General features: G+C 65.3%; 21 protein-coding genes. 6 read left to right on the top strand and 15 right to left on the bottom strand.

Features of this window, described 5'->3' with window-relative positions; genetic code table 11:
* Positions 1-22: 22 nt before the first annotated feature.
* Together AC3AYF_RS04730 and hemE are read right to left on the bottom strand one after the other, a co-directional pair.
* Complete coding sequence (locus tag AC3AYF_RS04730; RefSeq protein WP_487779451.1) at positions 23-193, bottom strand: hypothetical protein; 171 nt, start codon at positions 191-193, stop codon at positions 23-25.
* Complete coding sequence (gene hemE / locus AC3AYF_RS04725) at positions 165-1280, bottom strand: uroporphyrinogen decarboxylase (RefSeq protein ID WP_295036227.1); 1116 nt, start codon at positions 1278-1280, stop codon at positions 165-167. The genes AC3AYF_RS04730 and hemE overlap by 29 nt, the downstream gene beginning before the upstream one ends.
* 136 nt (positions 1281-1416) lie before the next feature.
* Between hemE and ribA the strand changes: the two genes are divergently transcribed.
* Positions 1417-2052: a GTP cyclohydrolase II gene (ribA, locus tag AC3AYF_RS04720; protein WP_149436218.1), complete on the top strand. Its 636-nt coding sequence runs from the start codon at positions 1417-1419 to the stop codon at positions 2050-2052.
* Between the two features lie 160 nt (positions 2053-2212).
* Complete coding sequence (trhA, locus tag AC3AYF_RS04715) at positions 2213-2899, top strand: PAQR family membrane homeostasis protein TrhA (RefSeq protein ID WP_295036226.1); 687 nt, start codon at positions 2213-2215, stop codon at positions 2897-2899.
* 15 nt (positions 2900-2914) lie between these two features.
* Here trhA and soxR read toward each other — a convergent pair whose 3' ends face one another.
* Positions 2915-3388 (bottom strand): redox-sensitive transcriptional activator SoxR, encoded by a 474-nt coding sequence (soxR, locus tag AC3AYF_RS04710; RefSeq protein ID WP_295036225.1) that lies wholly within the window; start codon positions 3386-3388, stop codon positions 2915-2917.
* Between the two features lie 311 nt (positions 3389-3699).
* Between soxR and AC3AYF_RS04705 the strand changes: the two genes are divergently transcribed.
* Positions 3700-5559 carry an ABC transporter ATP-binding protein gene (locus tag AC3AYF_RS04705; RefSeq protein WP_295036224.1) on the top strand — a complete coding sequence of 620 codons (1860 nt, stop codon included), beginning with the start codon at positions 3700-3702 and terminating at the stop codon, positions 5557-5559.
* 32 nt (positions 5560-5591) lie between these two features.
* Here the strand turns inward: AC3AYF_RS04705 and AC3AYF_RS04700 are convergent, their stop codons facing one another.
* The 3 genes from AC3AYF_RS04700 to AC3AYF_RS04690 all read right to left on the bottom strand — a co-directional run bounded on the left by AC3AYF_RS04700 (position 5592) and on the right by AC3AYF_RS04690 (position 6855).
* Entirely contained in the window at positions 5592-6098 is a 507-nt protein-coding gene (locus AC3AYF_RS04700; protein ID WP_295036223.1) for a DUF421 domain-containing protein, read from the bottom strand.
* Positions 6099-6208: 110 nt separating this feature from the next.
* Entirely contained in the window at positions 6209-6538 is a 330-nt protein-coding gene (locus AC3AYF_RS04695; RefSeq protein ID WP_198655632.1) for a DMT family transporter, read from the bottom strand.
* Complete coding sequence (locus AC3AYF_RS04690) at positions 6538-6855, bottom strand: DMT family transporter (protein ID WP_295036222.1); 318 nt, start codon at positions 6853-6855, stop codon at positions 6538-6540. The genes AC3AYF_RS04695 and AC3AYF_RS04690 overlap by 1 nt, the downstream gene beginning before the upstream one ends.
* 104 nt (positions 6856-6959) lie before the next feature.
* Between AC3AYF_RS04690 and AC3AYF_RS04685 the strand changes: the two genes are divergently transcribed.
* Entirely contained in the window at positions 6960-7544 is a 585-nt protein-coding gene (locus AC3AYF_RS04685; RefSeq protein WP_295036221.1) for a TetR/AcrR family transcriptional regulator, read from the top strand.
* Here AC3AYF_RS04685 and AC3AYF_RS04680 read toward each other — a convergent pair whose 3' ends face one another.
* The 5 genes from AC3AYF_RS04680 to AC3AYF_RS04660 all read right to left on the bottom strand — a co-directional run bounded on the left by AC3AYF_RS04680 (position 7545) and on the right by AC3AYF_RS04660 (position 12187).
* The gene (locus tag AC3AYF_RS04680; RefSeq protein WP_295036220.1) at positions 7545-8144 is read right to left on the bottom strand and encodes a methyltransferase domain-containing protein; all 600 of its coding nucleotides are present in this window, start codon (positions 8142-8144) and stop codon (positions 7545-7547) included.
* Between the two features lie 100 nt (positions 8145-8244).
* A complete protein-coding gene (djlA, locus tag AC3AYF_RS04675) occupies positions 8245-9021 on the bottom strand; it encodes a co-chaperone DjlA (protein ID WP_295036219.1) in 777 nt (258 codons plus the stop codon).
* 7 nt (positions 9022-9028) lie between these two features.
* Positions 9029-11011 carry a 1-deoxy-D-xylulose-5-phosphate synthase gene (gene dxs, locus AC3AYF_RS04670; protein WP_295036218.1) on the bottom strand — a complete coding sequence of 661 codons (1983 nt, stop codon included), beginning with the start codon at positions 11009-11011 and terminating at the stop codon, positions 9029-9031.
* 17 nt (positions 11012-11028) lie between these two features.
* Positions 11029-11919 carry a farnesyl diphosphate synthase gene (locus AC3AYF_RS04665; protein WP_295036217.1) on the bottom strand — a complete coding sequence of 297 codons (891 nt, stop codon included), beginning with the start codon at positions 11917-11919 and terminating at the stop codon, positions 11029-11031.
* A complete protein-coding gene (locus AC3AYF_RS04660) occupies positions 11909-12187 on the bottom strand; it encodes an exodeoxyribonuclease VII small subunit (RefSeq protein ID WP_295036216.1) in 279 nt (92 codons plus the stop codon). Before AC3AYF_RS04660 ends, AC3AYF_RS04665 begins: the two co-directional genes overlap by 11 nt.
* Before the next feature lie 392 nt (positions 12188-12579).
* Here AC3AYF_RS04660 and serA point away from each other — a divergent pair, with 392 nt between their 5' ends.
* The gene (serA, locus tag AC3AYF_RS04655; protein WP_295036215.1) at positions 12580-13830 is read left to right on the top strand and encodes a phosphoglycerate dehydrogenase; all 1251 of its coding nucleotides are present in this window, start codon (positions 12580-12582) and stop codon (positions 13828-13830) included.
* A 77-nt stretch (positions 13831-13907) separates the two neighbouring features.
* Here serA and AC3AYF_RS04650 read toward each other — a convergent pair whose 3' ends face one another.
* Both AC3AYF_RS04650 and AC3AYF_RS04645 read right to left on the bottom strand, forming a co-directional pair.
* Complete coding sequence (locus AC3AYF_RS04650) at positions 13908-14087, bottom strand: hypothetical protein (RefSeq protein ID WP_149436131.1); 180 nt, start codon at positions 14085-14087, stop codon at positions 13908-13910.
* 86 nt (positions 14088-14173) lie between these two features.
* A complete protein-coding gene (locus AC3AYF_RS04645) occupies positions 14174-16261 on the bottom strand; it encodes a TonB-dependent receptor family protein (RefSeq protein ID WP_295036214.1) in 2088 nt (695 codons plus the stop codon).
* Between the two features lie 211 nt (positions 16262-16472).
* Between AC3AYF_RS04645 and AC3AYF_RS04640 the strand changes: the two genes are divergently transcribed.
* The gene (locus AC3AYF_RS04640; RefSeq protein ID WP_295036213.1) at positions 16473-17270 is read left to right on the top strand and encodes an SDR family NAD(P)-dependent oxidoreductase; all 798 of its coding nucleotides are present in this window, start codon (positions 16473-16475) and stop codon (positions 17268-17270) included.
* 82 nt (positions 17271-17352) lie between these two features.
* Here the strand turns inward: AC3AYF_RS04640 and AC3AYF_RS04635 are convergent, their stop codons facing one another.
* Positions 17353-18093 (bottom strand): DUF481 domain-containing protein, encoded by a 741-nt coding sequence (locus AC3AYF_RS04635; protein WP_295036212.1) that lies wholly within the window; start codon positions 18091-18093, stop codon positions 17353-17355.
* Positions 18094-18627: 534 nt separating this feature from the next.
* Positions 18628-18876: a hypothetical protein gene (locus AC3AYF_RS04630; RefSeq protein ID WP_295036211.1), complete on the bottom strand. Its 249-nt coding sequence runs from the start codon at positions 18874-18876 to the stop codon at positions 18628-18630.
* Between the last annotated feature and the right edge of the window lie 192 nt (positions 18877-19068).

Raw genomic sequence — 19068 nt, 5'->3', positions numbered from 1 at the left:
CAGGGAAGGTGGCGATGATGTGTCACACGCAGCGCTTCAGCCCGGCGATGCGCAGCCGGCTGTCCGGGCGCTCGCGAGCCAGCAGCCAGCGTACCGAGCGCCGGCAGAACGGGCAGTCGGCATCGAACAGCAGCAGGCCGTCCCCGGCCTCGCAGCCGGTGGACTCAGCGATGATAGGCGGGGCTGAGCTCATGCAGGGCGTCCATGAACGCGGTGACGTGATCCGGATCGGTGAACTGGCTGATGCCGTGTCCCAGGTTGAAGACGTGGCCCTCGCCCGGACCGAAGCTCTCGAGGATGCGGGCGACCTCCTCGCGGATCCGCGACGGCGGCGCGAACAGCACGTTGGGGTCGAGATTGCCCTGCAACGCCACACGGTCGCCGACGCGCCGGCGGGCGTCGCTCAGCTCGGTGGTCCAGTCCAGGCCCACCGCGTCACAGCCGCTGTCGGCGATCGACTCGAGCCACTGCCCGCCGTTCTTGGTGAACAGGATCACCGGCACGCGGCGGCCGTCGTGCTCCCGGATCAGGCCATCGACGATGCGCTGCATGTAGGCCAGGGAGAATTCGCGGTACGCTGGCGTCGACAGGGCGCCCCCCCAGGTATCGAAGATCTGCACCACCTGGGCACCGGCGCGGATCTGGGCGTTGAGATAGTCGGTCACTGCCGTGGCCAGTACGCCCAGCAAGGCATGGAGCGTGTCGGGATCGCCGTAGAGCATCGCCTTGAGATGGCGGAAATCCTTGCTGGAGCCGCCTTCGACCATGTAGGTCGCCAGTGTCCATGGACTGCCGGAGAAGCCGATCAGCGGTACGCGGCCGTTGAGCTCGCGACGGATCGTGGCGACGGCGTTCATCACGTAGTCGAGATCGCGCTCGGCCGACGGCGCGCTCAGGGCAGCCACGTCGGCAGCGGAGCGCACCGTCTTGCGGAACTTGGGCCCTTCGCCGGTCTCGAAATAGAGCCCGAGCCCCATGGCGTCCGGGATGGTCAGGATATCCGAGAACAGAATCGCCGCGTCCAGCGGATAACGTTCGAGAGGCTGGAGCGTCACTTCGCAGGCCAGCTCGGCGTTGCGACACAGATCCATGAAACTGCCGGCGTGGGCCCGGGTCTGGCGATACTCCGGCAGGTAGCGGCCCGCCTGTCGCATCATCCAGACCGGCGTGCGGTCCACCGGTTGGCGGGCCAGCGCCCGCAGCAGGCGGTCGTTATGCAGCGCAGGCGGCTGGACATCGTCGGAAAGCGCCTGCGACGGGAGATCACGGGACAGAGTCATGACGGCCTTTTGCGTTCGAGATTTGCCGGCATTGTAACGGATCGGCCGCCAGGCCTGTTATAATGCCGCCCTTTTAATTGCCCGGCGCTCTCGGCCGGCATTCGACGCCGGAGCCCCTCCCAATCGCGAGGTCATCGTGACGATCCGCTTCATCGCCGCATCGCAACTACCCACCCCCTGGGCGACGTTCATGCTGCACGGCTTCCAGGAAGAGGCCACCGGCAAGGAGCACGTCGTGCTCACCCTTGGCGACGTCACCACGCCGACACCGGTCCTTGCGCGGGTGCACTCCGAATGCCTGACCGGCGACGCCCTGTTCTCGATGCGCTGCGACTGCGGCTATCAGCTCCAGGAAGCGCTCAAGCGGATCGCCGACGAGGGGCGCGGCGCCCTGCTCTATCTGCGCCAGGAAGGCCGCGGTATCGGCCTGCTCAACAAGATCCGTGCCTATGCGCTGCAGGACGATGGCGCCGACACCGTCGAAGCCAACGAGCGCCTGGGTTTCGGTGCCGACCAGCGCCGCTACGATATCTGCGTGCCGATGCTGGAACACCTTGGCATCCGGTCGCTGCGGCTGATGACCAACAACCCGCGCAAGGTCGAGGCGCTGAGCCAGGATGGCGTCGAGATCCACGAACGCCTGCCGATCACCACCGGTCGCAATCCGTTCAACGAGCACTACCTGACCACCAAGGTCGGCAAGCTCGATCACATGATGGATCTCGACGATTTCACGCCCGCCAGCGACGTGGATATCGAGCGCGACGCCTGAGCGACCGCTCCTCGCGGCCGGACTTCTACCGGCGTCACATCGGCGTCATCATGGCCGCACAGACTGAACCCCGATGTCTCGATTCAGTCACAGAAGACAGCTTTCCGAATTCTGCCGCCGTGGCGGCAGCCGCCTCGATTGCAGTGAGGTTTCGAAAATCATGTCAGATCTGCCGCCAGAACCCTCCAGTCACCCTGAATCCGGCGAGTTCACCCGCCTCGAGGAGTGGCTGCACAGCATCAGCCACGGCATCGGCGCGGCACTGAGTCTCGTCGGCATGATCGTGTTGATCGTGCTCGCCAGCATCGCCGCCCACGTCGACCCCTGGAAGATCGTCAGCGTCTCGCTCTACGGCAGCTGCCTGCTGCTGCTCTACACCGCCTCGACCCTCTATCACGGCTTTCGCGGCCAGCGCCTGAAACGCGTCTTCCAGGCCTTCGATCACTGCGCCATCTACCTGCTGATCGCCGGTACCTACACGCCATTCCTGCTGGTCAACCTGCGCGGGCCGATGGGCTGGGCGCTGTTCGCCGTCATCTGGAGCCTGGCGCTCGGCGGTATCGCGCTGCGTCTGATCTGGCCCCATCGGTTCGGCATACTGCGCGTGTTCATCTACCTGATCATGGGCTGGCTGATCCTGATCGCCTCCGACAGCCTCACCGCACAGCTATCCCCCACCGGCCTTGCCCTGCTGGTGGCTGGCGGCATCACCTACACCGTGGGCGTGATCTTCTACGCCATCCGGGCGATTCCGTTCCATCACGCGATCTGGCACCTGTTCGTAATCGGCGGTAGCGTCTGTCACTTCCTGGCCGTCTACACCGCGGTGCTGCCGTTCGAGACCTGAGCCCGGTTGCCGGCGTCATCGCTCCAACCGCTGCGCCCCCTCGCCGTCGCCGCCCAGCACGTCGCCCGGGTTGCGCAGCGGACACTGCGACAGCGACAGGCAGCCGCAGCCGATGCAGCCGTCGAGCTGGTCGCGCAGCTGGGTGAGATGGGCGATGCGCGTATCCAGCGCCACCCGCCAGCGTTGCGACAATCGCCGCCAGTCCGCCGCCGTCGGCGTGCGCGAGTCGGGCAGCGCCGCCAGTGCTTCGCGGATCTCCGTCAGCGGTACCCCGGTGCGCTGGGCGATCTTGATCACGGCCACACGGCGCAATACGTCCCGGGTGTAACGCCGCTGATTACCGGCATTGCGCCAGCTTTGGATCAGCCCCTTGGTTTCGTAGAAGTGCAGCGTCGATACCGCCACGCCGCTGCGCCGGGCCACATCGCCGACGCTCAAAGCCTGTTTGGTGGCGGAGAGCGACCCCCTCCGCGGCATCTTCGTCGTCATGTTCCGCGCTTGACCTCAAGCTTGCTTGAGGAATTAGAGTGCAGAAATTCCCATATCCCCGCAAGAGATCGCCGCCATGCCATCCGACACCTTCGATCCGAGCCCGAGCAGCGCTCGACCGCCGACGAGCGCCGCCAGCCGCCGAGGTCCTCCCGCGTCCGGCAGTTTTCCCGTCCGCGGCTGGCGCCAATCGATGACTCCGGGATAACCGAACCGGCGTACAATCACCGCTTTACCGCCGCACCCGAGCGACTGATCGCCAGTGCCCGCGTGTCGTCGCCCCGATCATGCAACAAGACTCCAGGATTGCCATGTTTCGCTGGTTCGAAAACCGCCTCGACCCCTTTCCGCCGCAGGAGCCCCAGCGCCCACCCGAGACTCTGGTCGCCTTCTGCCTCCACTACACCCGCGGTGCCTGGCCGTACCTGCTGACGGCGACGGCGCTGATGGCACTGATCGCCGGCATCGAAGTGTGGATGTTCGGCTTTCTCGGCAACATCGTCGACTGGCTTGCCGCCCAGGATCGCGAAACGTTTCTCGCCAACCAGGGCTGGAAACTGGCCGGCATGGCCTTCGTCGTACTGATCCTGCTGCCCGGCCTGGTGTGGCTGCACTCGCTGTTCCAGCAGCAGACGATGATGGGCAACTTCCCCATGCGCATCCGCTGGCAGGCGCATCGCTACCTGCTGCGCCAGTCGATGCATTTCTATCAGGACGAGTTCGCCGGACGCATCGCCACCAAGGTGATGCAGACCTCGCTGGCCGTGCGCGAATGCGTGATCAAGCTGTTCGACGTGCTCAACTACGTCAGCGTCTATTTCCTGGGCACGCTGCTGCTGGTGGGCAATGCCGACTGGCGCCTGGCGATGCCGCTGGTGGTGTGGCTGGCCGGCTACCTGGTGCTGCTGCGGGTGTTCGTGCCGATCATGGGCCGGGTGTCGAAATCCCAGGCCGACGCCCGTTCGCGCATGACGGGGCGCATCGTCGACAGCTACAGCAACATCCAGACCGTCAAGCTGTTTTCCCACGCCCAGCGGGAGGCCTCGTTCGCCAAGGAAGGCATGCACGGCTTCCTGGTCACCGTCTATCGCCAGATGCGGCTGGTGACAGGGCTCTACGGGATGCTCTACCTGCTCAATGCGCTACTGCTGTTCAGCGTCGGCTGGCTGTCCATCGCGCTGTGGCTGGGGGAAGCGATCAGCGTGGGCGCCGTCGCCGTGGCGCTGGGACTGGTGATGCGGCTGTGGGGCATGTCGCAGTGGATCATGTGGGAAGTGTCGGGCCTGTTCGAGAACATCGGCACGGTGCAGGACGGCATGGCGACGCTGTCGCTGCCGCGCCAGATCGAGGACGCCCCCGATGCCAGGCCGCTCGCCATCGATCGCGGCGAGATCGCGTTCGACCATATCCGCTTCCACTACGGCAAGGGCGGCGGCGTGATCGACGACCTGTCGCTGACCATTCGGCCCGGCGAGAAGATCGGCCTGATCGGTCCGAGCGGCGCCGGCAAGTCGACCCTGGTCAACCTGCTGCTGCGCTTTTTCGAGCTGGAAGGCGGCGCGATTCGCATCGATGGCCAGAACATCGCCGACGTGACCCAGGAGAGCCTGCGCGCACGGATCGGCATGGTGACGCAGGATACCTCGCTGCTGCACCGTTCGGTGCGCGACAACCTGCTCTACGGCCGCCCCGACGCCACCGACGAGATGGCATGGCAGGCGGCGAAGCAGGCCCATGTCTCGGACTTCATCGAGTCGCTGCGCGACGTCCACGGTCGCGAGGGCTTCGAGGCCCATGTCGGCGAGCGCGGGGTCAAGCTCTCCGGCGGCCAGCGCCAGCGTCTCGCCATCGCCCGGGTGATGCTCAAGGATGCCCCGATCCTGATCCTCGACGAAGCCACCTCGGCGCTGGACTCCGATGTCGAGGCGGCGATCCAGGAGAACCTCGACCAGCTGATGCAGGGCAAGACGGTGATCGCCATCGCGCATCGCCTCTCCACCATTGCGGCGATGGACCGGCTCGTCGTCATGGAGCGCGGGCGTATCGTCGAACAGGGCAGCCATGCCGAATTGATTCGCCAGAACGGTCTCTACGCGCGGCTGTGGCGGCGTCAGTCGGGCGGCTTCCTGGAAGCGGAGGCCTCGCCGTCATCGACACAGGAGATTCGCTGAGCCGAGCGCCGCGGCGGATACCCGGGTTGCGGTCAGCCCCGGGAAGACGGCAGACCCGCCACCCCCTGTAGCGCCGAGTCGCTGCGGCCGGCGTCCGGGATCACGCTGAAAGTGCCGTCGGTCTCCAGCACCACGGCATGGACGCCCTCGACGTCGGCGATACCGCTCTCGCGGATGGCCGCGCGCACCTCGGCTTCGACGACACGCTCCCGGGTCATGGTCGCCTGCTGAAAACGCCCCTGGAAAAGCAGCAGCGTCGGTTGCGACTTGACCAGGTTCTTGATCGCGCGGGAGCGCACCGAGGTGAACGTGATCGCGAACTGCAGCACGACGATCAGCAGAAAGGCGGTGAGGCTTTGCGCCAGCGATACCTGCGTGGAGACCAGTGCCGTCGACAGCGTCGAGCCCAGCGCGATGGTCACCACGAAATCGAAGGCGTTCCATTTCGACAGCGTACGCTTGCCGGAGAGCCGGATGATGGCGATCAGGACCAAATAGCTGATGACGCCGATGACGATGGTGTGCAGGACAGGTGGCATGAAAGAACCCCGTGAACGAGTGAGCAGCGGCCTGTCAGCCTAGGCGGCATGCGCCGAGACCGCCAACCGTGACGTCACGATTGCGGCGCGGGCTGTCGATCAGGAACTCATCAGCTCACCAGTTTCAGACCCACCACCGCCGAGACGATCATCCCCACGAAGGCGAGTCGCAGCGGACGCCGCGATTCGCCCCACAGCAGCATGCCCATCAGCGTGCTGCCGAGGGTGCCGATCCCGGTGAAGATGGCGTAGGCCACGCCCATGTCGATGGAGCGCATCGCGATCGACAGCAGGCCCAGCGAGCTGCCGAAACCGACGACGAGCAGCAGCAGGCCGTGCAGGCGCTGGCCGCGATTGAGGCGGTCGAAGCCGGCGACGCCGACGATTTCGAAAGCGCCCGAGACCAGCAGCGCGATCCAGTGCAGTGTGGTCGGTTCCATCAGTCGCTCACCCGTTGCAATCCGATCACGCCAGCCAGCAACAGCGCGATGAAGGCCAACACCGGCCAGTGAAACGCCACCCCGAACAGCAGCCAGTCGGCGACGGCCGTGCCCGCCGCGCCCAGGCCGACGAAGACCGTATAGACGGTGCTGGTAGGCATGTAGCGCACCGCCCGCGAAGCGAGCCACAGGCTGGTGACCGCCAGCATGACGGTAAGCAGCCAGTCAGGCACGCTCTCGGCATGCTTCAGGCCGGCTGCCCAGCCGACCTCGGCCAGGCCGGCCAGCGGCAGGATGATCCATTGCGGTCGCATCATGACTTGCACCACTCGGCAAAGAATGACTAACTAACGGTCGTTAGTTTATTTCGCCCTATCAAACTTGGCAAGCTACGCCCTCAATCCCACTGGAAGACGACCTCTTGAACACCCGCGACCGCCTCAAGCAGATCGGCCTCTCGCTATTCGCCCGCCACGGCTACGAAGCCACGACACTGGCGCAGATCGCCTCCGCAGCGGGCATCAAGAAGCCCTCGATCTACAATCACTTCGACAGCAAGGCAGCGCTGTTCCTGGAGCTGTCCCGCGATGCCGACGACGACATGATCGCCCTGATCGACGCCAGCCTGGCCGAGATGGCGGACGCCCCGTTCGAGCAGCGGCTGCGACACCTGCTGCAGCAGTGCGCCACCTTCGCCTATCGCGAGCATCAGGGCGTTTTCTACAAGCGCTTTCTGCTGTTTCCTCCCCACGACCTCGTCGCCGAGGCCGAGGCGATTACCGAACAGGGCGAGTCACGAATCGATCGGCGCCTGCTCGCCTTCGTCCAGGCCGGGCACCGAGCCGGCGCCCTGCGCGAGACGCTGGCCGACGATCACTTCATCGCCGCCTTCTACTGCGTCATCGACGGGCTGCTGTCGGAAACCTTCATGTACGAAAGGCCGGAACTGGAACGCCGGTTCGAAGGCGTCTGGTCGGTATTCTGGACGGGCGTGAAGGCAGGCTGATCAGCCTTCGTCGGGCTTGCGATAAGCCTGATAGCAGTGCTGGTTGCGCTCGAGAGCGATCAACGAATGGGTGTCGAGGCCGGGAATGTCGGCGATTTCCAGTCCGTTCAGCGCGGCGATGGTGTGGGGTGGGCAGTCGTTGCGCGGCGGTATGTCATTCCAGCCCAGCAGCAACAGGCCGCCGGGCCTGAGGCAGGTCACGGCGCCGGCAAACGCCGCTTCCACCGCGTCGGGCTCGTCCAGACCCCACCCCAGCACACCGTTGCAGATGACCGCATCGAGGCTGTCTGCCGCGACATGCTCGGTGATGTCGGTCATGTTGGCCACGATATGCGGGTCACCGCCAAAAGCCGCCTTGGCGGGATCGATCTCCATGGTCATGACCCGCTTGCGCGGCAGCAGCCCAGGATAGTGGCGGGTATACCAGGCACACCCGACGAGCAGCAGCGACTCTACTGCCGGGTCGCGGTCGAGCGCGGGCAACACCACGTCCTCGAGCAGTCGGCGGTCGCCGTAGCGGTAACGCAATATCCATCCACTCTTGTCGATCGTGCCCAGCATTCGGGCGGCGGTGCGGTAGAGATCGGCCTTCGCTGGCATCCAGTCACGTCCTTGTCGTGGCAGTCTCGGCGTTCGAGCCTCTATCTAAGCGTGTTAGCTGCCACGAGACAATAGCGACCGGGGTCGTTGCGAGACGGCTTCAGCCTGCGCGCTGGTCTCGCGTCTTCTTGATCAGATCGTAGGCGTTGCTGATCTCGCTGGTGCGCTCCTTGGCCATCTCGCGCATGCTCTCGGGCAAGCCTTTGCCGGCCAGCTTGTCGGGATGGTTCTCGCTCATCAGCTTGCGATAGGCGCGCTTGAGCTCGGCATCGGAGGCGTCCTCGGAGAGGCCCAGCACGCGGTAGGCGTCTTCCAGCGACTGGCCGCTGCTCGCCCCGCCGGCTCCCTGATGGGCGCCGCCGCGCAACATCGCCTCGATCTGTTGGATCTCCGCTTCGGAGAAGCCGAGGCCCCGGGCCACGCGAAGCAGCATGTCGTGCTCGGCGGGGTGCATCTGGCCGTCGGCGGCGATCGCCGCCAGTTGCACCTGCAGGAACACCTGCAGCAGCGCGCGCTGGCCGCCGGTGACGCGCCGGACCGTCTCCACCTCGGCGTCGAGGTCGAACTCCGGCGACTTGCCGCGATTGAAGGCCGCCTTGGCCCGCTCGCGCATCTCCCCGCTCAGGTTGAGGCGATCGAACAGCATCTCCGCCGTGCGGATCTCGTCCTGGGTGATATGGCCGTCGACCTTGCACACGCAACCCATCACCGCGAAGGTCGACTCCAGGAACTGGTGCTGGATGTTGACGACGCGCCCCACCAGCGAGCTGCGCAGCTTGCGGCTGATCCACCAGCCGATGGCGGCACCGATCAGAAGGCCCGGCAACTTGCCGAAGAGATAGCCGATGACGGCGCCGATCAGAATGGCAATTGACATGAAAGTCCTATCGGTCGTTGTTGGTGTTCAAGCGTTGACGGATGGCGGCCTCGATTCCCGTGGCATCCAGGCCGCAATCGCGCAGTAGCTCGGCGGGCTTGCCATGTTCGACGAAGGCATCGGGAATCCCCAGGTTGAGCACCTGAACCTCGACGCCTTCCGCTGCCAGCAGTTCGTTGACACCGCTACCCGCGCCGCCGGCCACCACGTTCTCCTCCAGCGTCACCAGCAGATCGTGATCCCGTGCGGCGGCCAGGATCGCCTCCCGGTCCAGCGGCTTCACCGAGCGCATGTTGAGGTGCGTCGCGTCGAGATGCTCGGCCACCTCGGCCGCCGGCGTATTGAGGCTGCCGAAGGCCAGCAGCGCAACGCGCTGGCCCGCTTCGATGGTCGATCCAGCCTCGCGCCGGCGTTCAGCCTTACCGATCTCCACGCGCGCGTGGAGATCGCTCGGAATCTCGCTGCCGGGCCCGGTCCCGCGTGGATAGCGCACGGCGGCAGGACCCTCGTGATGATAGGCGGTCGACAGCATCGCCCGGCACTCGGCCTCGTCCGCCGGCGCCAGAATGATCATGCCCGGCACGCAGCGCAGATAGGAGAGATCCAGTGCCCCATGGTGCGTCGGGCCATCCTCGCCGACGAGACCGGCGCGATCGATGGCAAAGGTCACATCGAGATGCTGGACGGCGACATCGTGAATCAGCTGGTCGTAGCCGCGCTGCAGGAAGGTCGAGTAGATCGCGACCACCGGCTTCATCGCCTCGCAGGCCATGCCGGCCGCCAGCGTCACCGCATGCTGCTCGGCGATCGCCACGTCGTAGTAACGCTCGGGATAGGTCCGCGAGAAGCGGATCAGGTCCGAGCCCTCGCGCATGGCCGGAGTGATCCCGATCAACCTTTGATCCTCGGCCGCCATGTCACACAGCCAGTCGCCGAAGACGTTGCAGTACTTTCTCGGTTTCGAACGCGGTTTCGGCTCCGCTGTCGATCCCGCTGCGCTCGTCGCGGCAGTCGGCGGCGTGGTGGCGTCCACTTCCGGTGGCCTCGGTGGCGCCTTTTCCAGCTTGGTGATCGCATGGAAGCCGATCGGGTCGGCTTCCGCCGGCCGAAAGCCACGCCCCTTGCGGGTACGAATATGCAGGAACTGCGGACCGTCAAGATCGCGCACGGCTTCCAGCGCCTGATTCAGCGCCGCCAGATCGTGACCGTCGATGGGGCCGAGATAGTTGAAGCCCATCTCCTCGAACAGCGTCGCCGGGCTGATCATGCCCTTGACATGCTCTTCGGTGCGCCGCGCGAACTCGAGCGCCCCGGGCAGGTGCGAGAGGACCCGCTTGCCGTTCTCGCGCATGGCGGCATAAGGCTTGCTGGTCAGAATCCGGGTCAAATAACTCGCCATGCCACCGACGTTTTCCGAGATCGACATCTCGTTGTCGTTGAGCACGACCAGCAGGTTGGCGTTGACGTGGCCGGCGTGGGCCAGCGCCTCGAACGCCATCCCGGCCGTCAGCGCGCCGTCGCCGATCACCGCGCAGACGCGACGCTTCTCGCCCTTGGTCCGGGCGCTCAGCGCCATGCCCAGCGCCGCCGAGATCGAGGTGCTCGAGTGGCCGACGCCGAAGGTATCGAACGGCGACTCCTCGCGCCGCGGAAACGCCGCCAGGCCGCCATACTGGCGAATGCTCGCCAGCGCCTCGCGACGCCCGGTCAGGATCTTGTGCGGATAGGCCTGATGGCCGACATCCCACAGCAAGCGATCGTGAGGCGTCTCCAGCGCGCGGTGCAGCGCCACGGTCAATTCGACGACGCCGAGACCGGCACCGAAATGGCCGCCACTGCAGCCTACGCTGTACAGCAGGTAGGCGCGCAGCTCGTCGGCGACCTGCCGCTGTTGGGTCAGCGACAGCGTGCGCAGGCCCGCCGGCGACTCGAGGGTGTCGAGCAGCGGGGTGAACGGGCGCCGAGTGGGGATTTCATCGAACAGCTTCATAAAATGTCGTTACCGGGTCAGTGATCGCGATCGATCATGAAACGGGCCAGAGCCGCCAGTGGCAGGCCTGCCTCGCCCAGCGGCTGCAGGGCCTCGAGCGCCTCGTCGAGCAGGTCGAGCGCGCGGTCACGAGCCTGCGCGACACCGAGAAGAGCAGGATAGGTCGGTTTGTCGCGGCGCGCGTCGGCGCCGGAGGTCTTGCCCAGCGTGCGGGTGTCGCCGGTGACGTCGAGAACGTCGTCGTGAATCTGGAATGCCAGCCCCATCGCCGCGGCGTAGCGATCCAGCGCCGCGACTCTGGGATCGGACTCCTCCACCGCGACCAGCGCCCCCAGGCGCACGGCGGCACGGATCAACGCCCCGGTCTTGTGCTGGTGCATCATTTGCAGTGCCGCAAGATCCATCGGTGCGCCGACGGCACCGAGATCGATCGCCTGCCCCGCCGCCATGCCATCCCGGCCGGCGGCCTGGGCGAGCGTGGTGACCAGGGCCGCCAGACGCGGATGCGGCCTGGAGGCGAGCGCCTCGAACGCCAGCGTCTGCAGCGCGTCGCCGGCCAGAATGGCCAGCGGCTCGTCGAAGGCGCGATGGACCGTCGGCCGGCCGCGACGAAGGTCGTCGTCGTCCATCGCCGGCAGATCGTCGTGAACCAGTGAATAGGCATGGATCATCTCGATCGCCGCCGCCGGCGCATCCAGCGCGTCGTCCTCGGCCCCGAGCGCACGGCCGGCGAGATAGACCAGCACCGGACGCAGCCGCTTGCCGGTCCCCAGTACGCTATACCGGAGAGCATCGTCGAGGGTGGCGCAACTGCCGTTCTGGCGATTGAGCCAGCCGGTCAAGACGTGCTCGCTGCGCGACCGCGCCGCGTCGATACCCGCCGCGACACCGGGGTGATCAGCGCTCATCGTCCGGCTCCCGGGTCTCGAACGGCACCGACTGCAGGCTGCCGTCGCCCTGTTCGAGCAGGGCCTGGACCTTGAGTTCGGCGCTGTCGAGGCGGTGCTGGGCATCCCGTGTCAGGCGGATGCCGCGCTCGAAGGCGCTCAGCGAAGCCTCCAGCGTCAGTTCGCCGGATTCGAGTTGGGCCACGAGCGTCTCGAGCCGATCCAGCGTCGCGGCAAAGTCCTTGGGGTCGTCCTGGGAAACGTCCTTGTCAGCCATCTTGTCGGGCATGGGGCTCTCGTGTCATCGCTCGCGGCCATCCCAATGATGCCGGGAGCTCTCATCGAGGCGCGAACGTCCGGATAACGCCACGCCAGTTCGGAAACGGCTTGCCAGTATACACCGCCGCCCGGGGGGGACGTCTGCCCCCGGCGGCAAATCCGGCACGGCGCCCTCGTGGCCGCCCGTTCAGGGCTGGGCGACGCACCTGGCGGATGCACCCGCTTCACGTTGAAGCCGCGTCATTTTCATCCTGCCCTGCGGTGCCTGTGTTAAGCTATGCGCCCGCTGGCGCCGCCGAGGCGGGGGCTCCCCGCCCCGGTTCGCCAGATCTTCCCCATGAACGCGACGCCGCTCGTCATGCCACCGTCGCCACAAGCCGATGAAGAAGGGTTGATCCACCAATGGCCAAGACGTCTCTGGACAAGAGCAAGATCAAGATCCTCCTGCTCGAGGGCATTCATCAGTCCGCCGTGGACACGCTGCTGAACGCGGGTTACACCAGTATCGAGACGCTCTCCACGTCGCTGACCGAAGAGGATCTGATCGACAAGATCCGCGACGTGCACTTCATCGGCATTCGCTCCCGGACGCAGCTCACCGAGCGGGTCTTCGCCGCGGCGGAAAAGCTGACCGCCGTCGGCTGTTTCTGCATCGGCACCAACCAGGTCGATCTCGATGCGGCGCTCAGGCGCGCCATCCCGGTGTTCAATGCGCCCTACTCCAACACCCGCTCGGTGGCGGAGCTGGTCCTGGCCGAGACGATCATGCTGCTGCGCGGCATTCCCGAGAAGAACGCCCGCGCCCACCAGGGCGGCTGGCTCAAGTCGGCCAAGAACTCCCACGAGGCGCGCGGCAAGACGCTGGGGATCATCGGCTACGGCAGCATCGGGGCTCAGCTCTCCGTGCTCGCCGAAGGGCTCGGCTTCGACGTGCTCTACTACGACGTGGTGACCAAGCTGGCCATGGGCAACGCACGCCAGGTGGGGAGCCTTGAAGAGCTGCTCGCCCGCGCCGACGTGATCACTCTCCATGTGCCGGACCTGCCCTCCACGCGCTGGATGATCGGCACCGAGCAGATCGCGCTGATGAAGCAGGGCGGCATCCTGATCAACGCCTCCCGCGGCTCGGTGGTGGACATCGATGCGCTGGCGGAAGCGCTCAGGAGCGGCAAGCTGCTGGGCGCGGCGATCGACGTCTTCCCTGTCGAGCCCAAGGGTGCCGACGAGGAGTTCACCTCGCCGCTGCGCGGTCTCGAGAACGTGATCCTGACCCCGCATATCGGCGGTTCGACCCTGGAGGCGCAGCAGAACATCGGCATCGAGGTCGCCGAGAAACTGGTGACCTACTCCGACAACGGCACCACCATCACCTCGGTCAACTTCCCGGAAGTGGCGCTGCCGTCGCATCCGGACAAGCACCGCCTGCTGCACATCCACGAGAACGTGCCCGGCGTACTCTCCGAGATCAACCGCGTACTCTCCGAGAACGGCATCAACATCGCCGGTCAGTTCCTGCAGACCAACGACAAGGTCGGCTACGTCGTCATCGACGTCGACAAGGCCTACGGCAAGCAGGCGCTGGAGGCGCTCAAGCAGGTCGACCACACCCTGCGCCTGCGCGTGCTCTACTCCGAGAGCGACTATCAGGCCTGATAGCCGCCCCGATGCGCCGTCGACCGACAAGCCGCCCGCGGGCGGCTTGTTGCGTCAGGTCTCGAAAAAAACGCCGCCTACGGCAGTTCGCCAGTGCCATTCTGACCGCGGGAAGCGTCCGCCGGATTACTGGTCGGCCCTTCCTGGGGCACCCCAGGCTTCACCTCGCGCTGGCCATCGTTGTAGCGGTTGAACGTGCAGCCGCTGACGAGGGAGAGCAAGACCAGGGCTCCGACAAACGGGATGAAAGTACGCATAACGGTTCCTTGAATCATCGATGATGGCGGCGATACGCCGTCGCCGCTCTGGTGTTTTCCACCTCGAGGCATCGGGCTGCGATGCGTCAGAAGTCGACTCCGATACCAGCATAGACCGTTCGCCCCGGCGCTGGCTCGAAATAGCGGTCGTTACTGGAATTGATACGCACGTTGGCGTAATGCTCGACATCGAACAGGTTGCGAACGCCACCGTAGAGCTTGAGCACGGTATCGCCGCCGAGACGCCAGCCATCACCCCCGCGCAGGTTGACCAGCCAGTAGTCGCCGACGTGAACGTCGTTGGCGTTATCGGCCACCATATCGCCGACGTACTGCGTCTCGAGCGCCGCGAAGCGCCGATCCAGCCCCTGCCAGGTCAGCCGATTGACCCAGGTCTGCTCCGGCAGTCCGGGGATGCGATTGCCACCGAAATCATCCCCAGCCTGGTCTTCGTAACTATCGAACTCGTAGCTGGCCAGCGTCAGCGCGCTGTCGATTCGCCAGCTCGGATCGAACTGCCAGCCCAGGGCGAGTTCGATGCCGTCACGATCGCTGTCGCCGGCGTTCTCGTAGAAGGTACGTCCGTCATCGCCCTCGTAGGGCACCAGTTCGTCGCGGACGCGCACCGAGAACAGCGCCACGTCGTAGTCGAGCCCATTGGCGAAGTTGCCGCGCAGGCCGATCTCGCGATTCCAGGACTTCTGCGGCTCGATATCCGGATTGAAACCACCGATGCCGGCGGGATTGGCGAACTCGGAGAAGGTCGGCGTCTCGTAGGCGGTACCGGTATTGACGTAGACCTGATGGTGGCGACGGTAGCGGTAGCTCAGCCCCGCCGAGCCGCTCCATTGATGGAAAGTGCGGTCGCCGCTGTTGTCGCCATCACTGAGATAGTCGTCGTCGATATCGAGATCGACCCGGTCGTAACGGCCGCCCAGCGACAGCGTCCAGCGCTCGGTGAGATCGAGATCGCCCTGCAGGAAGGTGCCGACCGAGGTGGCCGTCTGGGTCTCGTCTCCTGACTTGGCCAATCGGTTGCCATCTACATCTGCGCCATAGCGATAGCGATCGTCTTCCTGACGCGCCAGATCAATGCCGGCCACATAGCGCAGCGGCATGCCGTCCAGGCTCAGCGTCTGATGATATTCGGCACTGCCGCCGTAATAGTCACGATCGTAACCAAGCAAGTTGTCATCACCGACATAGGGCAGTTGCTGTTCGAAATCGCGCTGGAGATAGAACCCCTTGAGGTAGAACGCCCCGGGGCCGGCCGACAGATCCTCGTACTGCAGACCCAGCACCTGCTGATCGACTTCCTGTCCCGAATCGATACGCGTCGGAGAATAAAAATTCGAATTTGCCGTACCACGTCGATCCTCATGCACCTGCTCGCGGGTCAAGCCCCCCGGATCTTCCGAGCGCGGGTTGTCGAGCAGGTTGACGATGGCCGTCAGCGCGCGATCGCTACCCAGCTCGCGGCGCAGCTTGGCATTGAGCAGGTACTTCTCGGTCGAACTGTGGTCGCGATAGCCATCGACGTTGAGCGCCGACACGCTGATATGGTGCGACCACGGGCCGTTGACACCGCCGTTGCTGACCGAGGCTTTGCGATAACCGTCGCTGCCGCCCTCCATGCGGATATGGCTACCGGGGTCATCGCTGCCATCGGCGGTGGTGACACTGATCACACCGCCGGCGGCGTTACCGTACTGGACGGCGGCCGGACCGCGGATCACCTCGATACGCTCGGCGCTGTCGAGATCGATGGCGTCGAGCTGGGCCTGACCATCGGGCAGGGTGTAGGGAATGCCGTCGACGACGACGGTGATCCCGCGCACACCGAAAGGCGCCCGCGCGCCGAAGCCACGGATGGAGACCCGCTGCCCCTGGGCGAAGTTGTCGCGGTTCTGCAGGAACACGCCGGGCACCGTGACCAGCGACTCGTCCAGGCGAACCCGCTGCTGGCCCTGCTGGATCTCGTCTCGTTCGACCACCGAAACGGCGGCCGGCGTGGCGTATAGCTCACGGGAGAGTCGCGGCGCGGTGACCTCGATCACCGGCTGCGCCTGTGCCTGCGCGCGGGGCGAAGACGGTGCCGACGTGGGCTGCGCCAGCACGACGCTGGGCATGGCGGCGCCGAGGTACAGCGCCGTCGAGAGATAACGGAAGTTCATGGCGTTCCCTGCAATCAGAATGTCACCGCTTTTCCCGCGGCTTGGAATCGAGATGTGGCGTCAGAGGCACCATTCTTGCGCCTCGAGCCCACCCCCGCAAGGCGGCACCGCCCTGGGCCGGATTGGCGAGAACCCGTGACCTCGACCATGCTGGAGGCGCGAACCCGGTAACCCTTCGCATCCATTCCGCATTAAGCAAGGAGGCTTGATCATGGATCTGGCGATTCGCGGTAAAACGGCGCTGATCACGGGCGCTCAGGGCGGCATCGGCCTGGCCACGGCCAGATGTCTCGCCGCCGAGGGCGTCAGTCTGGTGCTCAGCGATCTCGACGCTGACGCACTGTTCCGCGCCGCCGACGAGATCGACGGCGACCCGCTCTGCGTCGCCGCCGACGTCACCGACCAGGCCGAGGTCGACGCGCTGGTTCGCCAGGGCGTCGAACGCTTCGGCGCGATCGATATCGTCGTCCACGCCGCAGGCGTCACCGGTGCCAAGGGCGACCCGCTGGAACTCAGCGACGACGATTACGAACACGCCTGGCAGATCGACTTCTTCTCGGCGGTGCGTGTGGCGCGGGCGACCATTCCGGCGATGCGTGACCGCGGCTGGGGGCGCTTCATCTGCCTGACGTCGGAAAACACCGTTCAGCCCTACTGGGAAGAGGCCGTCTACAACACCGCCAAGGCAGCGCTAGGTACCTTCGTCAAGAATCTCTCCTACAAGGAAGCCGCCTCAGGGGTGCTGTGCAACACGGTTGCGCCGGCTTTCGTCGCCTCGCCGATGACCGACGGCATGATGAAGCAGCGCGCCGAACAGCTCGGCTGCACCTTCGAGGAAGCGATCGAGAGCTTTCTGGAGGAGGAGCGCCCCGGAATCGTCGCCAAACGCCGGGGCGAAGCCGACGAAGTGGCCTTCGTCATCGCCATGCTGGCGTCGCAGCACGCCTCGTTCGTCAACGGCAGCAACGTGAGGGTGGACGGCGGCTCGGTCATCTCGGTCCAGAGTTGAGGCGAATCGCGCCCCTCCCACCCACTGGCATGAAGAACGGGGCCGAAGCCCCGTTCTGGTTCTGCGTCTCTCGCCCGACGGATCACATGTTGTAGACCAGCGACACCCCCGTGGCGGTATCGGTCTGGCTGGACGCTCCCGGCGGCGGGCTGTCGTTGAACTCGACCTCGTAGGAGACCTTGAGCGCCAGCGCGTCGTTCATCGCCACCGTCAAGGCGGTTTCCGAGCGCCCGATGATGTTCTCGTCGGAGGCCTCGGCCGCCAGCGATTGCGAAAACTTCGAGGTCTCCGAGAACTGCCAGTCGTAGTCGAGCCCCGCATAGAGCAGGCCGACATCGTCGTGGCCGCCATCTTCGTACTCGTCGTGACGCACCCCCGGGCCGATCTCCACGGCCAGCGACTGCGGCGGACCGATCAGCAGTTGGCGCCCGTAACCGCCGGCCAGGGTCGACTGGGAGTCGTAGCCGGAGAAGCGATCCTTGTCCCAGCGGGCCAGACCGAACAGGTAGTTGTAGGTAGAGAGGTTGTAGCGCGTCCGCCCGGCGACCAGATACTCCTCTGCCGAGGTCTCGTCGTTGTCGCTGGCGCTCTTGGTAGCCGCCTTGAAGCTGTAGGACCACGCCTGCCGGAACCAGGTCATGTCGACACCGGCACGCAGGCTCTCGCTGTTGCTGTTGCCGCTGATCTTGTTGTAGCCCAGCTCGGCGGTTCCCTCGAAGGGCTTCTCCGCCTGCGCCGGGTTGTCCATGACCTCGAAATCCTCGAGTTGGGCCTGCGCCATGCCGGCGCAGGTCAGGCCCGCGATGCCCAGGCTGGCTGCCATGAGCACTCTCAGGCGCCGCGAATGTCCCTGAGCGGGCTTTCGTCCTTGATGATTCACACTGTCGGCCTCTTGTGGCAGTCGAAACGCGCCATACGTCGAATTGACGTCAGCGCTTTTCATTAGACTTAACCCACGACGAGGAAACAACCGAACGGTGTTTTACTCCTTATTTCCCTGCGAATTCATGCTTCCCCGCGAATTCATGCTTCCCCGCGAATTCATGGCGCCCGCCCCGGCGCGAGCAGGACATCGATGGGCGGGATATAAAAAAGGCGAGCCATTGGCTCGCCACAAACTTCCGTCAATGATTCGTTAGGTCTCATCCCGACGGAAGAGCGCTCGGGAGATGAACCGCGAGAGTACCGAACCGACGCATCGGCACGGCGCGCGTTTCACCCTGTCAGGGAGTTGCCGCCGACGACGAGACCCACCCGTCGTCGCCGCTCATGGATGCCAAGTTAAGCGAGCGACGACCGGGCGTCAATATTTATGGAAACCATTTCCACTTTTTTAATGGCGAATGCGACACCGGCATCAGAAGCAGGTCTCGATCACCTCCTTCACCGCCAACCGGTCGTCGACCAGCAGCAGCTGTCGCCACTTGTCGAAGGTCAGGCAGGGATGCGAAGTGCCGAAGGCGATGACATCGCCAACCGCGATCTCGGCTTCGTCGGGAATCTCGAGAAAGACGTGCTGATCCATGATCTTCGTCGTACGCCAGGAGCGGATGTCGATGGGCGCCGGGGCGCCAGCGTCGAGCCGGGGATAGAGACGGAGCGGCAACGGCAGGTCCGACCGTTACCAGGTAGTAGTCGCCAAGCTGGACGCCCTCCGGGATGATGTCAGTGAGATAAAAGGCGACGTTCGCGAACTTCGGGCCGGCCGGGGCCGGCACCTGGAGGACCACGCGAACACCTAACCTAGTAGACCCACTCCCTAGCAGCGGCCCCGGGCTGGTCTCCTCCTCCCGGGGTC

It is taken from the genome of Salinicola sp., assembly GCF_982684285.1.
Note: the sequence above shows the minus strand (reverse complement) of the source record. Positions and strands in the feature narration are given on the sequence as shown.